An 18,213-nucleotide genomic window follows, 5' to 3' on the forward strand; every position below is an offset into this window, starting at 1 on the left:
GGAACTCCTTTCGACTACACCTCGTGATAGCTCCGTACGGATACCGTCCCGTCGTCCGCTATCCTGAACTCGGTGAACGAACGCCTATCTCCCTCGACGACCGGGAGTTCGACCGTTCGAGTCACCCGCTCGCCGTCCACGGTCAGTCGGAGGGTGTATCGTCCGGAGCGGTTCAACGTGGACAGCGGTTCGGACGAGTCTGCCGAGAGACGGAACGATTCGTTCGACGGTCGCTCGCCGTCGGCTTCGATGACGAACGCGATATCGTGTGACGCGTCGTCGGAGTTGACTATCGAGACGCGATGGTCGGGGAACTCGTTTCGCGGCGAGGCACAACCGGACAGGAGCGGAACTGCCAGCAGCAAACCGGTACAGAGGAGCAGGGTTCGACCGTCGAGCGAGGGCATGAAAATCGACTACTCATGACGTGATAAATGTCTTCTGGAAAACACGTGCTTTGCATGAAATATAGGGGATAACCCCCGGTTCGAGCTCCGAAAATGAAGCGGGAACCGGTCCTTTCCGGGCTTCTACGCCATCATCCGCCGACAGCTTTCCGCACAGTCTTCGAGCACGTCGGCACAGACCTGACAGTGGTCGTGATCGTGCTGGGAACACTCCGCGGCGCACTCCTCGCAGGCACCGGCGCAGGCTTCGGCGAGTTCCGCGCCATGAACCGCACGTGCATCGACGCGAGGTCGGCCACGTCGCGACAGAGGCGGATACACCGCGCCATTCCCTCTCCTTTTTCGGCACACTGGTCCGCACACCACTCGCAGTCTTAGGTTGCCTCGAAACAGTCGTTGATGCAGTTGTCTATCTCGGCGTCGAGATGGAACGATTTCGGTCAGAGCCATGAAACGACCGACTGCGGAACGCCGAGTGTCTATTCCGGTTGCTCACGCAACCGGCTTTTGGGACTTCGAACGAACAGCCAGAGGCCTGCAAGAAAGACGAGGAGGGCGACACACCCGAACGCGAGATGCCATCCGGCCACCCAGTAGGGGAGTGCGACCACGTGCCGAGCGCTGTCGAGGAGATAACCGAAGACCGGCAGGTTCGTCGTTCCGACCCCGACGGTTCCCGTCTCACCCGTTGGCGGTCCGGCGGGGTATTCGCCGGGGTAGCGGTCCGCCTCGTAGGGAAGGGTGGGGACGCGGGCGCTCCAGACCATCTTCCCCGACTCGTTCAGTTCCACGACGCGGTTGTTCCTGCTGTCGGTGACGAGCGTGTGGCCGTTCGGGAGGCGGTCCGCGTCCCGCGGCCAATCGAATCCGATGCCGCCCGCGCCGTGGGCCTGCCACGCGATTTTCCACGTTCCGTCGATCCGGTGGAGTTCGACCACGCGATCGTTCTCGCTGTCGGCGACGAGGATGGCATCCTTCGAGAGATACTGGGGGTTGTGCTGCTTGTTCAAGCGTCGCCAGTTCCCGTCACCGTTCACGACGTCGACGACGCCCTCCCCGCGCTGGAGGACGACGAGTTGGTTCGCGTTTCGGACGCTGACGAGGTAGCGCCCCGGCCCGATTCGGTCTACGTCGTTGATGTGAAGCCAATCGGTTCGCGTCGGGTCCGACGGCGGGTCGTACCGTTCGCTCGCGTTCCACTGCCACGTTATCGTCCCGTTGGGTGCGAGCGTGAACACCCGCTCTTGGTCCATATCCGCCACGAGGAGATCCCCCGAGGGAAGCAGATCAGCGTCGTGCATCTCGCTGTTCCGTCCGGAGCGGACGGGAAACGTCCACTCGTAGACGACGTGCGGCGAGGGCTTCGGGTCGATGACCCGCACGCCGGTTCGGGCACACGGCGACTCGTAGGGACCGCAGTTCCGATAGCCGTTATCGATGAACGACGCGAGAACCGTTCCGTTCTGGAGCCACGACACGTCGTGATAGCCGTTGGCGTGACCGTACTGCCAGAGCACGTCTCCATGGGTGTCGAGGGCGACGACCCGGCCGTCGGTCGTCGTGGACTGGACGCCGACGACGGTTCGGTCGGAAACGGTCGGGGACGAGACGTTCGAAATCGGCGGCGTAACGGCGGCGCTGACGACGAGCGTGAGGACGAAGCCGAGGACGGCGATCCCCATCAACGCCGCACCGAGCCGACGCGAACCGGAGGGAACGGAAACCACGGGAGGAGAAGATACCGTCGCGGGCGGGAAAACCGTACCGGAGGGAGCGCGTCCGAACACGTCCGAGCGCCCGACGTTTTCGCGCCGAATCCACACCGTTTTAGTCTCCGTCCGACCCACTGTCGCACATGAATTCGGTTCTCGCCTTCGGGGGTGTCCGCCGTGAGTGAGGGCGGCATCGTCGGGGAGTTCCTCTCGCTCAAGGCCGAGACGGACGCGGACGTGTTGACGATGCAGGTCGGCGACTTCTACGAGTTCTTCGCGGACGACGCGGAGTTCGTCGGCGACGTCCTCGATTTGAACATCTCGAAGAAGTCCAGCCACGGCAGCAGCTATCCGATGGCGGGCGTCCCGCTCTCGGAACTGACGCCGTACGTCAAACAGTTGGTCGAACGCGGCTACCGCGTGGCCGTGGCCGACCAGTACGAGACGGACGGCGGCCACGCCCGACGGATTTCGCGGGTCGTGACGCCCGGCACGCTGCTCGAAACCTCCTCGGCGGACGCCCAGTACCTCGCGGGAATCGTCCGCGTGGACGACGGCTACGGGTTGGCGTTCGCCGACGTGACCACGGGGAAATTCCTCGTCAGCGCCGTTTCGGGACCCGACGCGGAGTCGAAGGCGTTGACGGAACTGTACCGGTTCGACCCCGCCGAAGTCCTTCCCGGCCCGGAGATTCGGAACGACGATTCGTTCCTCGAACGGGTGCGCGACCGGACCGACGCCTCGCTGTCGGTCCACGACGCGAACGCCTTCGCGCCCGGCAAGGCCGCACACCTCACCCGCGAGCAGTTCGGGAAGGAAACGCTGTCCAGCCTCGGACTCGATTCGGGCGACGGCGCGGAGGTACGGGCGGCGGGCGCGGTCCTCTCGTACGTCGAGGAGACCGGCGCGGGCGTCCTCGGGTCCATGACGCGGTTGCAGTCCTACCACGCCGACGACCACGTGGAACTCGACGCGACGACCCAGCGCAACCTCGAACTCACCGAGACGATGCACGGCGACCGCAAGGGGTCGCTGTTCGAGACGGTGGACCACACGAAGACGAGCGCGGGACGTCGGTTGCTGAAGGAGTGGCTCCAGCGCCCCCGCCGTTCCCGCGACGTGCTCCGGGAACGACAGTCGAGCGTCGCCGCCTTCGCCGAGTCGGCGCTCGCCCGCGAGGAGATTCGAGAGACGCTCGCGGACGCCTACGACCTCGAACGGTTGGCGAGCAAGGCGGTGTCGGGGAGCGCCGACGCCCACGACCTGCTGCGGGTTCGGGACAGCCTTGCCGTCCTCCCGTCCGTCGCGGACGCCATCGCGAACGCGCCGTCGTTGTCGAGTTCGCCGCTGTCCGAACTCGTCTCCCACCCCGACCGCGAGGGAGCGGAGCGATTGCGCGAGGAGTTAGCCGAAGCGGTGGCCGAGGACCCGCCGAACACGGTCACGCAGGGGGGTCTGTTGCGCCGCGGCTACGACGCGGAACTGGACGAAATAATCGACAAGCACGAGGAGAATCTGGAGTGGTTCGACACGTTGGCGGGGCGCGAGAAGTCCCGAACCGGCATCTCGCACCTACAGGTGGACCGCAACAAGACGGACGGCTACTACCTGCAGGTCGGGAAGTCGGACACCGACAAGGTTCCCGAGGAGTACGAGGCCGTCAAGACGCTGAAGAACTCCGAGCGGTACGTCACCGACGAACTCCGGGAGCGGGAACGGGAGGTCCTGCGACTCGAAGAGCGGCGCGGCGAACTGGAGTACGAACTGTTCGGGGAACTCAGGAATCGAGTAGCCGAGCACACGGAACTGCTACAGGACGTGGGACGGACGCTGGCCGAGTTGGACGTGCTGGCGAGCCTCGCCGTCCACGCCGTCGAAAACGGCTGGGTACGGCCGGAACTCGCCGAGTCGGGACTCGACATCGAGCAGGGTCGCCACCCTGTCGTGGAGCGAACGACGGAGTTCGTCCCGAACGACGTTCGGATGGACGACGACCGCGAGTTTCTCATCGTCACTGGACCGAACATGAGCGGGAAATCCACCTACATGCGGCAGGTCGCGCTCATCACGCTGCTGGCACAGGTCGGCAGTTTCGTCCCCGCGCGGTCGGCCCGCATCGGCGTTGTCGACGGCATCTTCACCCGCGTCGGGGCGTTGGACGAGTTGGCACAGGGGCGTTCGACGTTCATGGTCGAGATGCAGGAGTTGAGCAACATCCTCCATTCGGCGAGCGAGGAATCGCTCGTCATTCTGGACGAGGTGGGACGGGGCACGGCGACCTACGACGGGATCTCCATCGCGTGGGCGGCGACGGAGTACCTGCACAACGAGGTCAGGGCGAAGACGCTCTTTGCGACCCACTATCACGAACTGACGACGCTGGCGGACCACTTGGACCGCGTCGAGAACGTCCACGTGGCGGCAGATGAGCGGGACGGGGACGTGACCTTCCTCAGGACCGTCCGCGACGGCCCGACCAACCGCTCCTACGGGATTCACGTCGCCGACTTGGCGGGCGTGCCGATGGCCGTCGTGGAGCGCTCGCGGGACGTCCTCGACAAACTCAGGCAGGAGAAGGCCATCGAGGCCCGCGGGTCGGGGTCGAACGGGTCGGTGCAGGCGGTGTTCGACCTCGGGTCGGGAGGGTTCGAGACGAACGGAGCGGACGAGAGCGAGGCGAGAAGCGATGGGATGCACGACGACGAGGAGTCGAACGCGCCCGACTCCGCGCTCGACCCCGAAACCGAGGCCGTGCTCTCGGAACTCACGGGCGTCGAAGTCGCCGACATCTCGCCCATCGAGTTGATGTCGAAGGTACGGGAGTGGCAAAAGCGAGTCGGGAACTGACCGACGCCCGAGGTGGCGGCGATTCGAGGGAGCGACGAAGCGTGGTGACGTATCCACGGACCGTTCGAAAAATACGGTGAAATGTTGACAGTCGAACTGCGCTAAACGCGGGCGAATCCCGCTACCGGGAAATTATTCGCCGGACGAGTAGTTGACAGTGACCCACGTGACGCCGTAGATGTCGTCCCAGTCCTTGTCCTTGTCCATCAGCAGGACCATCAGTTCGACCTCGCCGTCCTCGGCACCGGCCTCTTCGAGACCGCCGGGGCGGATGTCGATGGTGAACTCGCCGTTCTCGTCGCGGGAGACGTCGGACCGCTCGATGAGCGTTCCGTCGGTACGAGTGAAGCGCGACCCGTTGTCGAGCGACCCGTCGACGTACACGAGGAAGAACGGTTCGCCGTTCACCGTCCCGTGTTCCGCGGGGTCGACGTGGTGCATGTCCGTGTTGGCTTTCACTTTCAGGTCGAAGTTGGAGTAACCGCCGTTCGCGGATTTCGTGTTCACGACCGAGACGCTCTCGATCCAGTTACCGCCGTCCTCCGATTCCATCTTGTTCTGGAGTGGGGTGTTGGGGGATTGCGGTTCGGACCACGACGATTCCGCGGTCGTGGTCGCTTCTGTCGTCGTCGCCGTCGTGGTCGCTTTTGACGTCGTTTGTGACGTCGTCGTGGTTTCTTCCGCCGAGTCGGTAGTGTCGGCGTTCTCTTCGGTCGTCGATGTGGCCGCGGTCGATGTCGCGACCGTCGTCGTTTCCGTGGGGTTTTCCATGGACGATGTCGTGCTGGCCGTTCCGTCGTCGCTGCCGGTGAGCGACGAGCAACCTGCGACAGCCACGCAGAGGACCAACAGGAGTGTAATGGTCGTTCTCTTCATGTAGTTGCGAATGACCTCGGACTGGAATTCACGCATGGACCCATAACTTTGCCACATTGTTTCGTTAGTTGTACAGAGTTAAGTATGAAATACACATCGGGTAATCGAACAGCGAGAGTCGATTTCGTACCGTGTGGTGAAACGATTCCGGAACGGTGGTATCCGTCTCCCCTCGCTTGTTCTAATAGGTGACTAATCGAAAAATATGGATGACATATGAACGGCCCAATGATTCCGAGCCGACCGTTTTAGTGTCGTTAAATCTGAGTTTCCGCGTCCGATCGAACGCCGTCGAACGGCGTCATGGGGATGGTTCAGCGAGACGAATAGTACCACAATTCCGTTAGGTCTGTCGGTCGTCAGACCTCCGCGTCGTTACCGATCGCATCGAGGGTCGAACGAACGGGTCCGAACGGCGTACGTCCGACCCCGCACTCGAGCGGCGGAAAACTGGAAAGAACACGTACAGGAGATTCTCTTCAGGGTTCGAAAACCCGGAATATTTATCTGAAAGAATTCCAATTCATACAGTATGACTTCGGGACTCCAGTTTCGGGGGGACGATACGGATTCGAACTTTCACGTGTGGTTACAGCAATTGAAACGGCGCGGGAGCAACCTCCTCGTAACCGGGAACGTCCCCGACTCGATTTCCGCAAAGGCCGCGCGCGCGCTGTTCGGGCACGGACGAAAGCGATATCGAATCTTGGCGCTCATCGATCGAACCATCGATAGCCCAGAATCCCGATTTCCCGAACATGCGTCCGTCGCGGATACGACGACGTGGGTCATCGACCAGCGAAACGGGGAACGGTCGATTCCGGCCGCTGCGTCGTCCGCTGCGTCCTATCTCGACCCGCCCAGAAAGGACAACATCCATCAACTCGGGGAGGAGATTCAGACGGCTATCGGCTTTTACGAGGAGCACGAAAACGGACTCGATCCCGCCCAACTTCGGGTCGGTATCGACTCGCTCTTTCCGCTCATCCAGCGAGACGAGGGGGCGACGAAACGGATCCTCCGAACCCTCACCGCGACGGTCCGTGGAGTGAGCGGAATGGCACATTACCACCTTCGAGTCCGGGACGAAGAACCCATCGTAGAGGAACTGACGCCGCTGTTCGATGCACGAATCGAACTCCGTCGAAAGCCGGGGCTGAAGCCCGAACAGCGCTGGCACGTTCCCGAACTGGAGAAGACGACGGTGTGGATAGAGCTGTAATCACCGCGAGACATGATAACAGATTGATATGGAGTTCGATACCCTCGATCGGCGCTCCGGGATCGCCATCTTCGACCCAGTGGAGAACGTCCGATTCGAACTGTACACGGAGAATCGTCCGTCGATAGAACCAACCGAGACGGCCGGATTTTACTTTCCCATCGATGCGGCGGTCGGGTTCGAAACCGGCGCGATCGAGGTTCCGAACCACCTCTCGGTCGTCGTCCGCACCCAAGACGGGTCCATAGTCACGGATGCGACGACGTTCGACGGACTGTCCCTCCCCTTCGACGCCTACCTCCTCGAAGTGCAGAGCACGCCGATGAAACTGTACATCGCGGTCGAGGGTTCTCTGTCGCTCGACCACGGCGAAACGTCCGCGATGATTCGTTTCGACGAGCGTCGCCGGGTGCGAATCGGTGCACGGTCGTTTCACGACCAACCGGCGGGGACCATCACCGTTACCGACGACATCGAGGACGCGATGGCCGCCCTCTCGTTGCTCGGGTCGGCGCTGAAGACGACCTCCTGTGAGCGGTCGTTTCCGACGCTTCGCGGACATCCACCGGTCATCGAGTTCGGAGAGTCCTTCGACGTCCCGAGCGACATCGAGCGCCCGGAAACGGGCGTCGAACTCGTCGTGCCGCCCGAACGACAGTACGTGTATCCCGCCGCGTCGCTGGCGTACTATCTCGGCGCGGAACTCGTCGCCGGGGGAGCGCCACGATTGCGGGTCGGTGAGTTCGAACACTCCCTTTCCGGACCGGACGGGTACGAAGCCGCGGTCAACCGCACCCTCCGACAGGTGTTCTTCCTCGACTGTCTCACCCGGACGGAAGGATACTACCCGGTGGAACTGCACGAGCGCGAACGGGTCGAGCCGTTAGTGGACCTCGATTTCACGGCGTTGTACGGTCAGCCGTTGGCGAAACAGCTCCCGGAGTACCTCTCGATTCCGTTCGAAACGCTCCGACCGCACGTCCCCGACTGGCATCTCACGACGGACGTGGTTCCGACGGTGGAGACGCTTCCCGCGCTCCCGTACTTCGCGGACGAGTTGTCGCTGCTGCGGACGCCACGGGACCCCGCGACGTACACGTCACGACCCAAGCCGAAGATGTTCGACGACTTTACGCGAACGGCGGCGGTCGCGGCGGGCGACTTCACGAGAAGCACCGCCGACGCGTGGGACTGGGGCGAGGACGAACTGTTTCAAATCGAGAGGGCGGATACCATCGAACACGCGTGGGTCGGCAACGGCTATCCCATCGGGGCGAACAAGGTGTCGATAGAATCCCTCCGTCAGCGGGTCGATTACACCGCGCCGGACGATTCGGCGCTGAAGGTCCACGTCGTCTGCAACGACGTGGCGATGGACGAGGAGAACGTCGTGGGGCAGTTCTACGGGCTTCGGGATTTCGTCGCCTTCGACGTGTCGATTCACGAGGAGACGACGACGGACGAACTGGCGACCCTGTTCCAGTCCGAGGCCGACTTCATCCACTACATCGGCCACGTGGACGACAGCGGGTTCCACTGCACCGACGGCTGTCTCGACGCGAACACGCTCCCCGAGGTCAACGTCGATGCCTTCCTGCTCAACGCCTGCCGGTCCTACCGGCAGGGAACGGCCCTCGTCGAAAAGGGGAGCAAGGGCGGCGTCGTCACCCTCGCGGAGGTCATCAACTCCTCGGCGACGAAGATCGGACGCTCGCTCGCCAGACTGCTGAACTGCGGGTTCTCGCTCCGGAGCGCCCTCAGCATCGCAAAGGAGGAGTTGGCCGGCGGCGTGGAGTACATTACAGTTGGTGACGGCGGGGTGACGCTGTGTCAGAGCGAGAGTGGCGCACCAACGATGTTTCGGGTTTCCCGTGATGGTGAAGAATTTTTGCTTGAACACAGTCTTTTCCCAACAGCGAACTACGGGTTGGGGTCGATCACCTCATCAGAGGTAGAACAGTTCAGAACCAGGTATCTTGCTTCGGATTCGTTTATGCAATTTCGGTTGTCAGCTGACGAATTTGAACAGTCATTGGAACTCGAACTATTACCCGTCAAAATCGATGGGGAACTCTATTGGAGCGACGAACTTTCCATTGATGATGTGTAGGTTCTACGGACCATTTATCGTATTTGCTGACGCCGCCATAACGTTCCCCGCCTGTAAGAGGAGCGTACAGATGGCGAACAGGACGCCGATCATTCGTGGGTGCTGTGCTAGATATCGTTGCAGTTTATCCTCTGACATGCGATTAAATGAACCCCGTGTGTGTACATGCCCTTTTCTTAAAGGTACATACCTATGGAATATAGAAATAAACCGAGAACAATACGACAGAAGTTTGAGTATGTGCTCGATTATCGAGGGAACTGCCAGTGTGAACCGATTTGTTCGAAACGTTCCACGGAGTTCGACAACATCATCAATCAAATGGTGAATAATCCAGATATCCACACCGAGGAAGAACGTTCTCGTATGCGGAAACGAAATCCAGTCACGCGAATCCTCGCATGAAAAACTACGAGTAGTACGCTCGGTTATCGTTTCATAACAGTCCGTCGCCCGTGGCACCACACGCCACCTCTCCGTGGTGCCGACCACAACACCACCCATGAAACGGTATCCATCGACGCCGAACGCCGACGACGCGCCCGCCCTGTTCGAACGAGGCCACCTTTGGATTCAGGAGAAGATAGACGGGGTCAGCGTCCGCTTCCAGTTACAGGAGTCCGGCGTGATTCGGGTCGGCGACCGGGAACGCGTCTACGACTCCGAGGAGATACCCGCTCCCCTCCAGCATCTGACTCGGCATCTCCGGGAGAACCTCGACCGCGAGGCGTTGCGCGCCGCGGTCGGCGACGTCGAATCCGTCGTCTTCTTCGGCGAAGCGACGGTCAAGTGCGGCATCGACTACGAGTGGGAGCGCATACCGTCGTTTCTGGGGTACGACATCTGGGACGGAGACGACGGGCGGTTTCTCCCGCCGGATGCCGTCGAAAAGGTGTACGAACGTCTCGGACTCCACGCCGTAAACGCCCTCCAGAAGGAGGTTCGAGCGGTCGATTTCGATCCGGATAGCTGCGAGATTCCCCGTTCGAACTGGTACGACGGGACGGCAGCGGGCGTCGTCCTCCGAAACAAGACGGGCGAGCGGGCGGAACTCTCGGACCCGAACGCGGGAACGACGGCGGACGCGGAACCGATGCGGTTGCCCGCCGACGAGGCGGCAAAGGAACTCGCGACCGACCGCCGATTTCGACGCGTCGCGGCGGACGTCGAAGCCACGAATCGGGGAGTCACGGTCGATACCCTGTACGACCGCGTGTTCGAGGACATCGTCCGGGAGGAACACGACCGACTGTTTCACGACGCCGCCCAGTTCGATGAGCAGACGTTTCGGTCCGAACTCGCGGCGCTCACGGGCGAGTTCGTGGCGAAGCGGTCGGCGTAGTCGCCCGATTCGATGGCGGTTCGATCGTGAAGCCGGTCGCCGATAGGGGTGGACTCCCGTTCCATTCGGGCGTTCGTTTGGATTTTATGGAGACCCCCGGTCGAAAGTCGTACTTCGGAGGCGCGACGAGCAGTGGATTCATGCCTGTGCCGCCCATTCTATCCCCAACGACCCTCGCTATCGAGGGGGATGGTTCAATGACGTCATTTCCCGACAAACGGACGTCGAAGAACGTCGGCGGGTTCGATGCGCTCGTGTCGAGTTTCGGTGATGATTCTCGGTCGCTCGCGAAACTGTTCTCGGCGTTGGACGACACGGTGTTCGCGTTCGCGTTCCGGCACGAGGAACCCCTCTCGTGGTGGTCCGATCGCGTGACCGACCTGACCGCTCGTTCCGATACCGACCTCGCCGCACGGCGGGCCGGGACCCTCGTGGCCGAGTCCGACCGCGAACGCTTCGACGCCGCGTGTGAGACGGCGCTCGATGACGGCAACGCCACCGCCTCCGTCGCCTTCGCCACGGCGGATGGGCGGGAACGCTTCGGGGACTGCCGCTTGGTTCGGCTCCCCGAAAGCGACTGCCTCTTCGTCGCCGTTGAACTGAACGAACCATCCGAACGGACGGCGCGTGAGCGCGACCTCGAACGGTACGAAACGATGTTCGACACCGTCGACGACGGTATTTACGCGCTGGACGACGAGTTCTATCTTCTCGCCGTCAACGAGGCGATGGAGGAGTTGACGGGGTACGAGCGGGACGAGCTCGTCGGCGCACACGGCTCCCTCATCTCGGACGAGGAAACCGTCACTGAAGCGTTTCGGCAGCGTGAACTCCTCCTCGACGGAGAGAAGGAGGTCGGCACGTACGAAATCGAGATTCGGACGGCCGACGGAGAGACGGTTCCCGTCGAAGTGCGATTCACGTCGCTGCCGTCCGAGGACGGCACGTTCGAGGGAACGGTCGGAGTCATGCGCGACATATCCGAACGGGTCGAGCGCGACCGGCGTCTCCAACTCGAACGCGACCGAGTCGCGGCGTTGTTCGAGGATTCGGGCGACGCGACCGCCTACTGCGAGTACGAGGGAGACGTTCCGACGATCAGAGCGGTGAACGCCGCGTTCGAGCAGACGTTCGGCTACCCCGAAGACGAGATGGTCGGTCGCTCGATAGACGACGTCGTTCTGCCGACGGAACTCGCCGCGGAAGGGAAAGCCATCAATCGCCGGGTGAAGGAAGGCGAGTACATCGAGGACGAAGTCAGACGCGAGACGGCCGACGGCGTTCGGGACTTCTTCTTGCGGTCGATTCCGATTCACCCCGGCGAATCCGGCGAGCGGTCCTACGCCGTGTACACCGACATCACCGAGCGGAAAGAGCGCAAGCGCGAACTCGAAGAGACCAAAACTCGCCTCGAATCGGTCGTCGAGAACGTTCCGGTCATCCTGTTCGCGCTCGATGCCGACGGGCGGTACACCCTTTCCGAAGGTCGCGGATTGGCGACATTCGATGAATCCCCGGGCGTGGCCGTCGGTGAGTCGACTTTCGACCGCCTCTCCGGGTATCCCGACATCATCGCCGAGGTGCGGCGAGCGCTCGCGGGCGAACGCGTCAACGCGGTGCACGAGTTGGGGGGCCTGTATTTCGAGACGTGGTATCAACCGATGTGCGACGAGGACGGCGAGGTGACGGGGGTCATCGGCGTTTCGATGGACGTCACAGCACGGATGCGCCACGAGCAGGCGCTCACGGCGCTACACACCGCGACACAGGAGATGCTCGAAGCGTCCTCGACGGAGGAAGTGGCACGAATCGCCGCCGCCGCGGGTGCGTCGGTGCTCGACCTTCCCGGCGTCGTCGTCTTCCTCTTCGACGAGGAAACGAACAGGCTGGTCCCGGCGGCCTATTCGGACGACGTCCCATCGCTCGTCGGACCGCCGGTTCCCTTCGAAGCGGGCGAGAGTATCGCGTGGCAGGTGTTCGCCACGGGGGAGACGAAGGTGTTCGACGACGTTCGCGAGTCCGAGCACGTGTACAACCCGGAGACGCGCCTCAGAAGCGGACTGTACGTCCCGCTCGGGAATCACGGGGTGTTCACGTCCATCGACGACGAACCGGGGACGTTCGAAGCGGACGCCGTCGAACTGGCCACCCTCTTCGCTGCGACGACGCAGGCCGCACTCGACCGGGTGAGTCGAGAGACCGCACTCCGCGAACGGGAGCGCGAACTCGAAGAACAGGCTGCACGCCTCGAACGACTCCACGAAACGACCGAACTGCTCCGCGACATCGAACACCTGCTCGTCCTCGCGGACTCGCGCTCGGACGTCGTGGACGAGGTGTGTGAGCGTCTCGCCGCGACCGACCGATTCTCCATGGCGTGGGTCGGCACCTTCGACGAGGCGGCATCGAAGGTCGTCCCGGAGGCGTGGTCCGGCATGGAGCGTGGATATTTGGACAGCGTTTCCTTGGAGCTCGAGACGGACTCGACGGCGGTGGAACCGGCGGTGAGGACGGTGAAAGACGGCACCCTCACGACCGTGACGAACGTCGCCGGGGGCGTGCAACGCGAGGCGTGGCGGTTCGAAGCGCTCACGCGAGGCTATCAGTCGGTTATCGGAATCCCGCTCGTCTACCGGGAGTACTCCTACGGCGTTCTGATGGTGTACGCGACGCGCTCGGACGCGTTCGACGCGCTCTCACGGGCGGTGTTCGCCGAACTCGGTGAGACCATCGCGTACGCCATCGACGCCCTCGAAACGAAGCGTGGCCTGTTGACCGACCGGAGTATCGAACTCGACTTTCGGGTCAGCGGTTCCGACGACTTGCTCCAACGACTCGCTACGGGCCTCGACTGCCGAGTCACCTACGAGGGAATCGTCAACGACGAGGAGACGGACCACCTCTTCATCACCGTTCACGGGGCGGATGTCGATGCAGTCGAGGCGTATCTGGACGAGGTCATCACGGTGGAACGCAGTCGCCCCGTCACCGAACGCGACGACGAGGTGCTGTTCGAAATCGCGGCGTCCGAGCCACTCATTCCGTCGGTGTTTGGAGAACGTGGTGCGGTACCCGAGTCGATAACCGCTACCGAGGACGGCATTCGAGCGGTCGTTACGGTCCCGCCCACGACGGAGGTCCGGGAACTCGTCGAGACGCTCCGAACGCGCTATTCGGGGCTCAAACTCGCCGCACGGCGCAACCGTGAACGGCCGGTGCAGACAGTTCAAACCTGCCGTGCGGCCTTCGAAGAGGGTCTCACCGACCGGCAGCGACAGGTGTTGAAGACGGCCTACCTGAGCGGCTATTTCGACTCCCCTCGCGGCACCACCGGGCAGGAAGTAGCGAAATCGCTCGACATCACGCAGCCAACGTTCATCAACCATCTCCGAATCGCCCAACGGAAGTTGTTCGACCGGCTATACGAAGTCGAGTAGCTAGGTATCTAGCGTCGGCCTCGCCGTGGTACTGCATAGCTAGCTGGAACCCCTTTACGGATACTTGTCCTGCCTCCGGTCGTGGAACGCATGAGTGAACGAGGAACCACCGCCACGATATCGATTAAAAACGGGCGTGTCAGCGAGGCCGTGATACGTGCCGTCGCCGACGTCGCCAAATCCGATCCCGCCCGTATCACGCCGCTGTACGACATCATCGATCCGGACGCGCTCGACAGGCTATTCCGGCCGACCCCGTCGGTAACGAGGAACGTCGAGTCCAGCGTCTGCTTTACGATGGCCGGTTGCGAAGTAGTGGTTTCGGACAACCGAACGGTGACTGCCACGCTCCTCTCGCAAGTAGAGGCATGAGCGACACCCCCGGAATAGAGGAACGGGATAGTCGTCGTGACGACGCCGTCACTCGGTCCGTGACGCCCGTCTGTTCCCACTGTAATACGCCCATCGACACCACCACGTGGTATCCCATCGTCACGGAAACGAAAGAGGACGGATCGGTCGTTCTCCACTCGTTCTGCGACGAGACGTGTCAAGCGGCGTGGAGCGGTCGATGAACCTCCACTCGGCGTCCCCAGCGATTCGCTCGATGGCGACGCTCTCACCCCCTCCCCAACCATGACGACCACCAGCGACGAACGAACGGAAGAACTCCAGTGTACCGAATACTCCGACGGTTCGGGTCGAGTCGTGATGATGTACGACCCCGAGAACTCGAACGCGTGGATTCGCTCCTGCGTGACAGCACCCGTCGAACGCTGACCGCCGTCCGATAGCGGCCGGTCGGGTCGGCCACCGACGGCAGCGAGTCGGAGATTATCGCGTGATTTCCATCCCGAGCGCTTCTCCGGCGACGATCCAGTCCTCGTCGCCGAGGCTGTAGTGGCGAACCTCCGGCGTCGTCCACGACCCGTCGACGTAAACGGCGCTGATTTCACAGCGTCGAATCCCCTCGTGTCGCGGTTCGATTTCGAGGCGGAAGCGGTCGTTGGGCATGTAGTCGATGGGACTGGCCGGGCCTTCGAACGCCTGTCCGTCTTCGAGTTCGATTCGGACGTGGTTCCCCAACGTCACGATTTCCAGCGTTTCGGTAAACGACTCCATAGTAAGAACGTACACGCGACGGACGCGAGTAAACGTTGCGATTTTATTATTATTATTCGTTATGAATAGGCGGGCGAACGGACACACGAACCTTGATTACGCCGGGACGAAACGGTTCCAGAAATGAGCGACGGGGAGACGAACATCCGGGCGCTTTCCGAGACGACGATTCGGCGAATCGCGGCGGGAGAGGTGGTCGAACGGCCGTCCTCGGTGGTCAAGGAACTGGTCGAGAACAGCCTCGACGCCGACGCCTCGCGGATTTCGGTGCGGATCGGCGGCGGCGGAACGGAGCGAATCGCGGTCACGGACGACGGCGTCGGGATGAGCAGGGAGGACGTTCAGGTCGCCGTCGAGGAGCACACGACGAGCAAGATTCGGGACATCGACGACCTCGAATCGGGAGTCACGACCCTCGGCTTTCGCGGCGAGGCGCTGTACACCATCGGCGGCGTGTCGCGGACCGAAATCCGAACGAAACCGAGGGGCGGTGACACGGGGACCGAACTCCGTCTCGTCGGCGGCGACGTGGAGGGACTGGGTCCGGCGGGGTGTCCGGAGGGAACGACGGTGGAAGTGAAAGACCTCTTTTTCAACACCCCCGCGCGACGGAAGTATCTGAAGGCCGATTCCACGGAGTTCGCGCACGTCAACCGCGTCGCTACGCAGTACGCGCTGGCGAACCCGGACGTGGCGTTCTCGCTGGAACACGACGGGCGCGAGGTGTTCTCGACCACTGGACAGGGAAACCTCCAGTCCGCGATTCTGTCGGTGTACGGTCGGGACGTCGCCACGTCGATGATTTCGGTGGACGGCGGGGATGCCGTGGACGTTTCGGGCTACGTCAGCCACCCCGAGACGACCAGAAGCACCCGCGAGTACGTCGCAACCTACGTGAACGGTCGGTACGTGCGCTCGTCGGTGGTTCGGGACGCCATCCTCGACGCCTACGGCAACCAACTCGCGCCCGACCGCTACCCGTTCGCGGTTCTCTTCCTCGACGTGCCCGGCGACTCCGTGGACGTGAACGTCCATCCGCGAAAGATGGAGGTCAGGTTCGGCGACGAAACGCGGGTGAAGACGGCGGTTCGCGACGCCGTCACGGACGCCCTCCTCGACGATGGACTCATCCGGGCGTCCGCCCCGCGTGGTCGCTCCGCGCCCGACGAAACGAACGTGACCCCCGAACCCGTCCAGTCGGAACTGGGGGAGGAAGAAGACGGGAGCGAAGGGGGGAAAGACGAGAAAGACGGGAGCGAAGGGACGATGGACGCGGAGGCGGCCGATTCGGAGACGACCCCACAACCGGGGCCGCGGGACGTCTCGTCCGGCCCCCAGCGTACCGAACCCGGAAACGCAAGCGCGACACGCTCGGGCCGAACGGAGTCGGCTAGCGACGATGCAGCCACTGAAGGTGCCGCGACGGAATCCCGAACGGGGTCGGTGTCCGGCGGCGATTCGGCGACGAAGGGGACTCCGACGGACGATATCCCGGCGAACGAGCAGCGTTCCGCGGCGGAAACATCGATGGGCGAGCGTTCGCCGGATATTCCTCTATCTCGCGATCCGGAACGGAAGTTCAGTGCGGCGACGGCCGCGACGACGCTCCCCGAGACGGACGAGGCGGAGACGGGGGGAACGGACGAACGCTCGTTCGAGCGACTGCCGAGCATGCGGGTTCTCGGGCAACTCCACGACACCTACGTCGTCGCCGAAACCGAGGACGGGTTGGTGCTCATCGACCAGCACGCCGCCGACGAGCGGGTGAACTACGAACGGCTCTGCCGACAGTTCGCGGGCGAGACGACCACGCAAGTCCTCGCGTCATCGGTCGAACTCGAACTGACGGCGGCCGAGGCGGCGCTGTTCGAGGAGTATCGAGAGGCACTGGCGCGACTGGGGTTTCACGCCGCGCTCGTCGGGGACAGGTGCGTCGAGGTGACGACGGTTCCCGCCGTCTTCGAGAAGACGCTTTCGCCGGACCTCCTGCGGGACGTCCTCTCCGAGTTCATCTCGACCGATTCGGAAACCGAGACCACGTCCGCGGAGGCGGTTGCGGACGAACTCATCTCCGATTTGGCGTGTTATCCGTCGATAACCGGCAACACGTCGCTCCGGGAGGGGGACGTGGTGAGCCTCCTCGCGGCGCTCGACGAGTGTGAAAACCCCTACGCCTGTCCGCACGGACGACCGGTGGTCATCGAGTTCAATCGCGGGGAGATAGAGGACCGGTTCGAGCGGGACTATCCGGGCCACGCCGGACGACGGGCAGAGTGAGCGGTCACAGTCCGAGTCGCCACGTGAAGACGAGGACGAGGACGACGTTCGTGACGAGATGGACGGTCATGGACGCTTCGAGTCCGTACCGCCAGTAGCACCATCCGAGGAGTACTCCGAAAACGCTGATACCGGCGAGCGTCACGCCCACGGAGAGCGGGGTAACGGCATTGGCCGCGAACAGCGGCGTCAGATGGATGAACGCGAACCCGACTGCGGACAGGACGATCGCGGCCCAGATTCCTCCGTTCGTCGGGTGGCCGTCTTCGGTTCGGGAAACGAACGTGCTGAGCCACGCGAGGAACGTCAGAAGGCCGAACCGCCAGAACACCTCCTCCGTCAACCCGCCGTACAGCGGCATGCCCACGAACCGAACGGGAAGCGAAAGCGACACCATGTCGGCGACGACATCGACGCCCACTCGCATCTGAATCGGACGCACGACGAACAGTTCGTACGTCGACAGGCAGATGCCGACAATCACACCGAGGACCACCATTCGGCCGATGCGGGAGCGTGTACGCGGACGAACCCCCTCTCCGGTCAACACGCTCTCGATGAGCGGTGCCCCGAAACCGACCTCGTTCGAAAGGCGAACACCGAGGAAGGAGGCGAAGAGGAGCAGAGCACCGAGGGGAGTTAGCGCTTTCAGCGGAGACGAACCGATCGAAAGCGCCGGTGCGTACGCGATGAGTCCCAATCCACCGATCGCGGTGGCGGTTCCGAACAGTCGGCCATCGAAGGTCGTGTGTCGTGTGGAATCGTCGTTCATTCGTTCTCGACGGAGTAGTTTCTCGGCGTGAGCAAGCGAACACTGCCGGATTTCCTCGGTCGATTTATAACGGTGTGCGGTGAGAAACC

General features: G+C 62.7%; 15 protein-coding genes and 1 pseudogene. 9 read left to right on the top strand and 7 right to left on the bottom strand.

Annotated elements, in window-relative coordinates; translation table 11 throughout:
- Window positions 1-14 precede the first annotated feature (14 nt).
- From LJF34_RS08300 to LJF34_RS08310, 3 genes and pseudogenes are all read right to left on the bottom strand, one after another.
- Window positions 15-407 carry a hypothetical protein gene (locus tag LJF34_RS08300; RefSeq protein WP_231184431.1) on the bottom strand — a complete coding sequence of 131 codons (393 nt, stop codon included), beginning with the start codon at window positions 405-407 and terminating at the stop codon, window positions 15-17.
- Between the two features lie 123 nt (window positions 408-530).
- A pseudogene (locus tag LJF34_RS29245) lies at window positions 531-857 on the bottom strand (four-helix bundle copper-binding protein).
- A gap of 29 nt (window positions 858-886) precedes the next feature.
- Window positions 887-2,134 carry an aryl-sulfate sulfotransferase gene (locus tag LJF34_RS08310; RefSeq protein WP_342765863.1) on the bottom strand — a complete coding sequence of 416 codons (1,248 nt, stop codon included), beginning with the start codon at window positions 2,132-2,134 and terminating at the stop codon, window positions 887-889.
- Between the two features lie 153 nt (window positions 2,135-2,287).
- Here LJF34_RS08310 and mutS point away from each other — a divergent pair, with 153 nt between their 5' ends.
- Window positions 2,288-4,966 carry a DNA mismatch repair protein MutS gene (gene mutS / locus LJF34_RS08315; RefSeq protein WP_231184432.1) on the top strand — a complete coding sequence of 893 codons (2,679 nt, stop codon included), beginning with the start codon at window positions 2,288-2,290 and terminating at the stop codon, window positions 4,964-4,966.
- Between the two features lie 132 nt (window positions 4,967-5,098).
- On the opposite strand, the gene LJF34_RS08320 is transcribed toward mutS, so the two are convergent.
- Window positions 5,099-5,842: a hypothetical protein gene (locus LJF34_RS08320; protein ID WP_231184433.1), complete on the bottom strand. Its 744-nt coding sequence runs from the start codon at window positions 5,840-5,842 to the stop codon at window positions 5,099-5,101.
- A 532-nt stretch (window positions 5,843-6,374) separates the two neighbouring features.
- On the opposite strand from LJF34_RS08320, the gene LJF34_RS08325 reads away from it, so the two are divergent.
- Window positions 6,375-7,064 carry a hypothetical protein gene (locus LJF34_RS08325; RefSeq protein WP_231184434.1) on the top strand — a complete coding sequence of 230 codons (690 nt, stop codon included), beginning with the start codon at window positions 6,375-6,377 and terminating at the stop codon, window positions 7,062-7,064.
- A gap of 28 nt (window positions 7,065-7,092) precedes the next feature.
- Window positions 7,093-9,174, top strand: a complete 2,082-nt coding sequence (locus LJF34_RS08330) for a hypothetical protein (RefSeq protein ID WP_231184435.1) — start codon at window positions 7,093-7,095, stop codon at window positions 9,172-9,174.
- A 3-nt stretch (window positions 9,175-9,177) separates the two neighbouring features.
- On the opposite strand, the gene LJF34_RS28890 is transcribed toward LJF34_RS08330, so the two are convergent.
- Window positions 9,178-9,312: a hypothetical protein gene (locus tag LJF34_RS28890; protein WP_255665771.1), complete on the bottom strand. Its 135-nt coding sequence runs from the start codon at window positions 9,310-9,312 to the stop codon at window positions 9,178-9,180.
- 364 nt (window positions 9,313-9,676) lie between these two features.
- Between LJF34_RS28890 and LJF34_RS08335 the strand changes: the two genes are divergently transcribed.
- The 5 genes from LJF34_RS08335 (at window position 9,677) to LJF34_RS08355 (ending at window position 14,733) form a co-directional block, all read left to right on the top strand.
- Entirely contained in the window at window positions 9,677-10,516 is an 840-nt protein-coding gene (locus LJF34_RS08335; RefSeq protein WP_231184437.1) for an RNA ligase family protein, read from the top strand.
- A gap of 197 nt (window positions 10,517-10,713) precedes the next feature.
- Window positions 10,714-13,953, top strand: a complete 3,240-nt coding sequence (locus LJF34_RS08340; RefSeq protein WP_231184439.1) for a PAS domain S-box protein — start codon at window positions 10,714-10,716, stop codon at window positions 13,951-13,953.
- Window positions 13,954-14,043: 90 nt separating this feature from the next.
- Entirely contained in the window at window positions 14,044-14,325 is a 282-nt protein-coding gene (locus LJF34_RS08345) for a HalOD1 output domain-containing protein (RefSeq protein WP_231184441.1), read from the top strand.
- Window positions 14,322-14,528, top strand: a complete 207-nt coding sequence (locus tag LJF34_RS08350; protein WP_231184442.1) for a hypothetical protein — start codon at window positions 14,322-14,324, stop codon at window positions 14,526-14,528. Before LJF34_RS08345 ends, LJF34_RS08350 begins: the two co-directional genes overlap by 4 nt.
- A gap of 61 nt (window positions 14,529-14,589) precedes the next feature.
- Window positions 14,590-14,733, top strand: coding sequence for a hypothetical protein (locus LJF34_RS08355; protein ID WP_231184443.1), 144 nt, complete (start codon window positions 14,590-14,592; stop codon window positions 14,731-14,733).
- Window positions 14,734-14,787: 54 nt separating this feature from the next.
- Here the strand turns inward: LJF34_RS08355 and LJF34_RS08360 are convergent, their stop codons facing one another.
- Window positions 14,788-15,075 (bottom strand): hypothetical protein, encoded by a 288-nt coding sequence (locus LJF34_RS08360; protein ID WP_231184444.1) that lies wholly within the window; start codon window positions 15,073-15,075, stop codon window positions 14,788-14,790.
- Between the two features lie 123 nt (window positions 15,076-15,198).
- Between LJF34_RS08360 and mutL the strand changes: the two genes are divergently transcribed.
- Window positions 15,199-17,352: a DNA mismatch repair endonuclease MutL gene (gene mutL / locus LJF34_RS08365; RefSeq protein WP_231184445.1), complete on the top strand. Its 2,154-nt coding sequence runs from the start codon at window positions 15,199-15,201 to the stop codon at window positions 17,350-17,352.
- 4 nt (window positions 17,353-17,356) lie between these two features.
- Here the strand turns inward: mutL and LJF34_RS08370 are convergent, their stop codons facing one another.
- Complete coding sequence (locus LJF34_RS08370; RefSeq protein WP_231184446.1) at window positions 17,357-18,124, bottom strand: CPBP family intramembrane glutamic endopeptidase; 768 nt, start codon at window positions 18,122-18,124, stop codon at window positions 17,357-17,359.
- Window positions 18,125-18,213: the final 89 nt, after the last annotated feature.

The organism is Haladaptatus sp. DYF46, assembly GCF_021083305.1.
GTDB lineage: Archaea > Halobacteriota > Halobacteria > Halobacteriales > Haladaptataceae > Haladaptatus.

Bases quoted from the DNA above. Each gene is read 5' to 3' on its own strand.
- LJF34_RS08300 (WP_231184431.1), bottom strand. From the start codon at position 407: ATGCCCTCGCTCGACGGTCGAACCCTGCTCCTCTGTACCGGTTTGCTG.
- LJF34_RS08320 (WP_231184433.1), bottom strand. From the start codon at position 5,842: ATGAAGAGAACGACCATTACACTCCTGTTGGTCCTCTGCGTGGCTGTC.
- LJF34_RS08325 (WP_231184434.1), top strand. From the start codon at position 6,375: ATGACTTCGGGACTCCAGTTTCGGGGGGACGATACGGATTCGAACTTT.
- LJF34_RS08330 (WP_231184435.1), top strand. From the start codon at position 7,093: ATGGAGTTCGATACCCTCGATCGGCGCTCCGGGATCGCCATCTTCGAC.
- LJF34_RS28890 (WP_255665771.1), bottom strand. From the start codon at position 9,312: ATGTCAGAGGATAAACTGCAACGATATCTAGCACAGCACCCACGAATG.
- LJF34_RS08335 (WP_231184437.1), top strand. From the start codon at position 9,677: ATGAAACGGTATCCATCGACGCCGAACGCCGACGACGCGCCCGCCCTG.
- LJF34_RS08340 (WP_231184439.1), top strand. From the start codon at position 10,714: ATGACGTCATTTCCCGACAAACGGACGTCGAAGAACGTCGGCGGGTTC.
- LJF34_RS08345 (WP_231184441.1), top strand. From the start codon at position 14,044: ATGAGTGAACGAGGAACCACCGCCACGATATCGATTAAAAACGGGCGT.
- LJF34_RS08350 (WP_231184442.1), top strand. From the start codon at position 14,322: ATGAGCGACACCCCCGGAATAGAGGAACGGGATAGTCGTCGTGACGAC.
- LJF34_RS08355 (WP_231184443.1), top strand. From the start codon at position 14,590: ATGACGACCACCAGCGACGAACGAACGGAAGAACTCCAGTGTACCGAA.
- LJF34_RS08360 (WP_231184444.1), bottom strand. From the start codon at position 15,075: ATGGAGTCGTTTACCGAAACGCTGGAAATCGTGACGTTGGGGAACCAC.
- mutL (WP_231184445.1), top strand. From the start codon at position 15,199: ATGAGCGACGGGGAGACGAACATCCGGGCGCTTTCCGAGACGACGATT.
- LJF34_RS08370 (WP_231184446.1), bottom strand. From the start codon at position 18,124: ATGAACGACGATTCCACACGACACACGACCTTCGATGGCCGACTGTTC.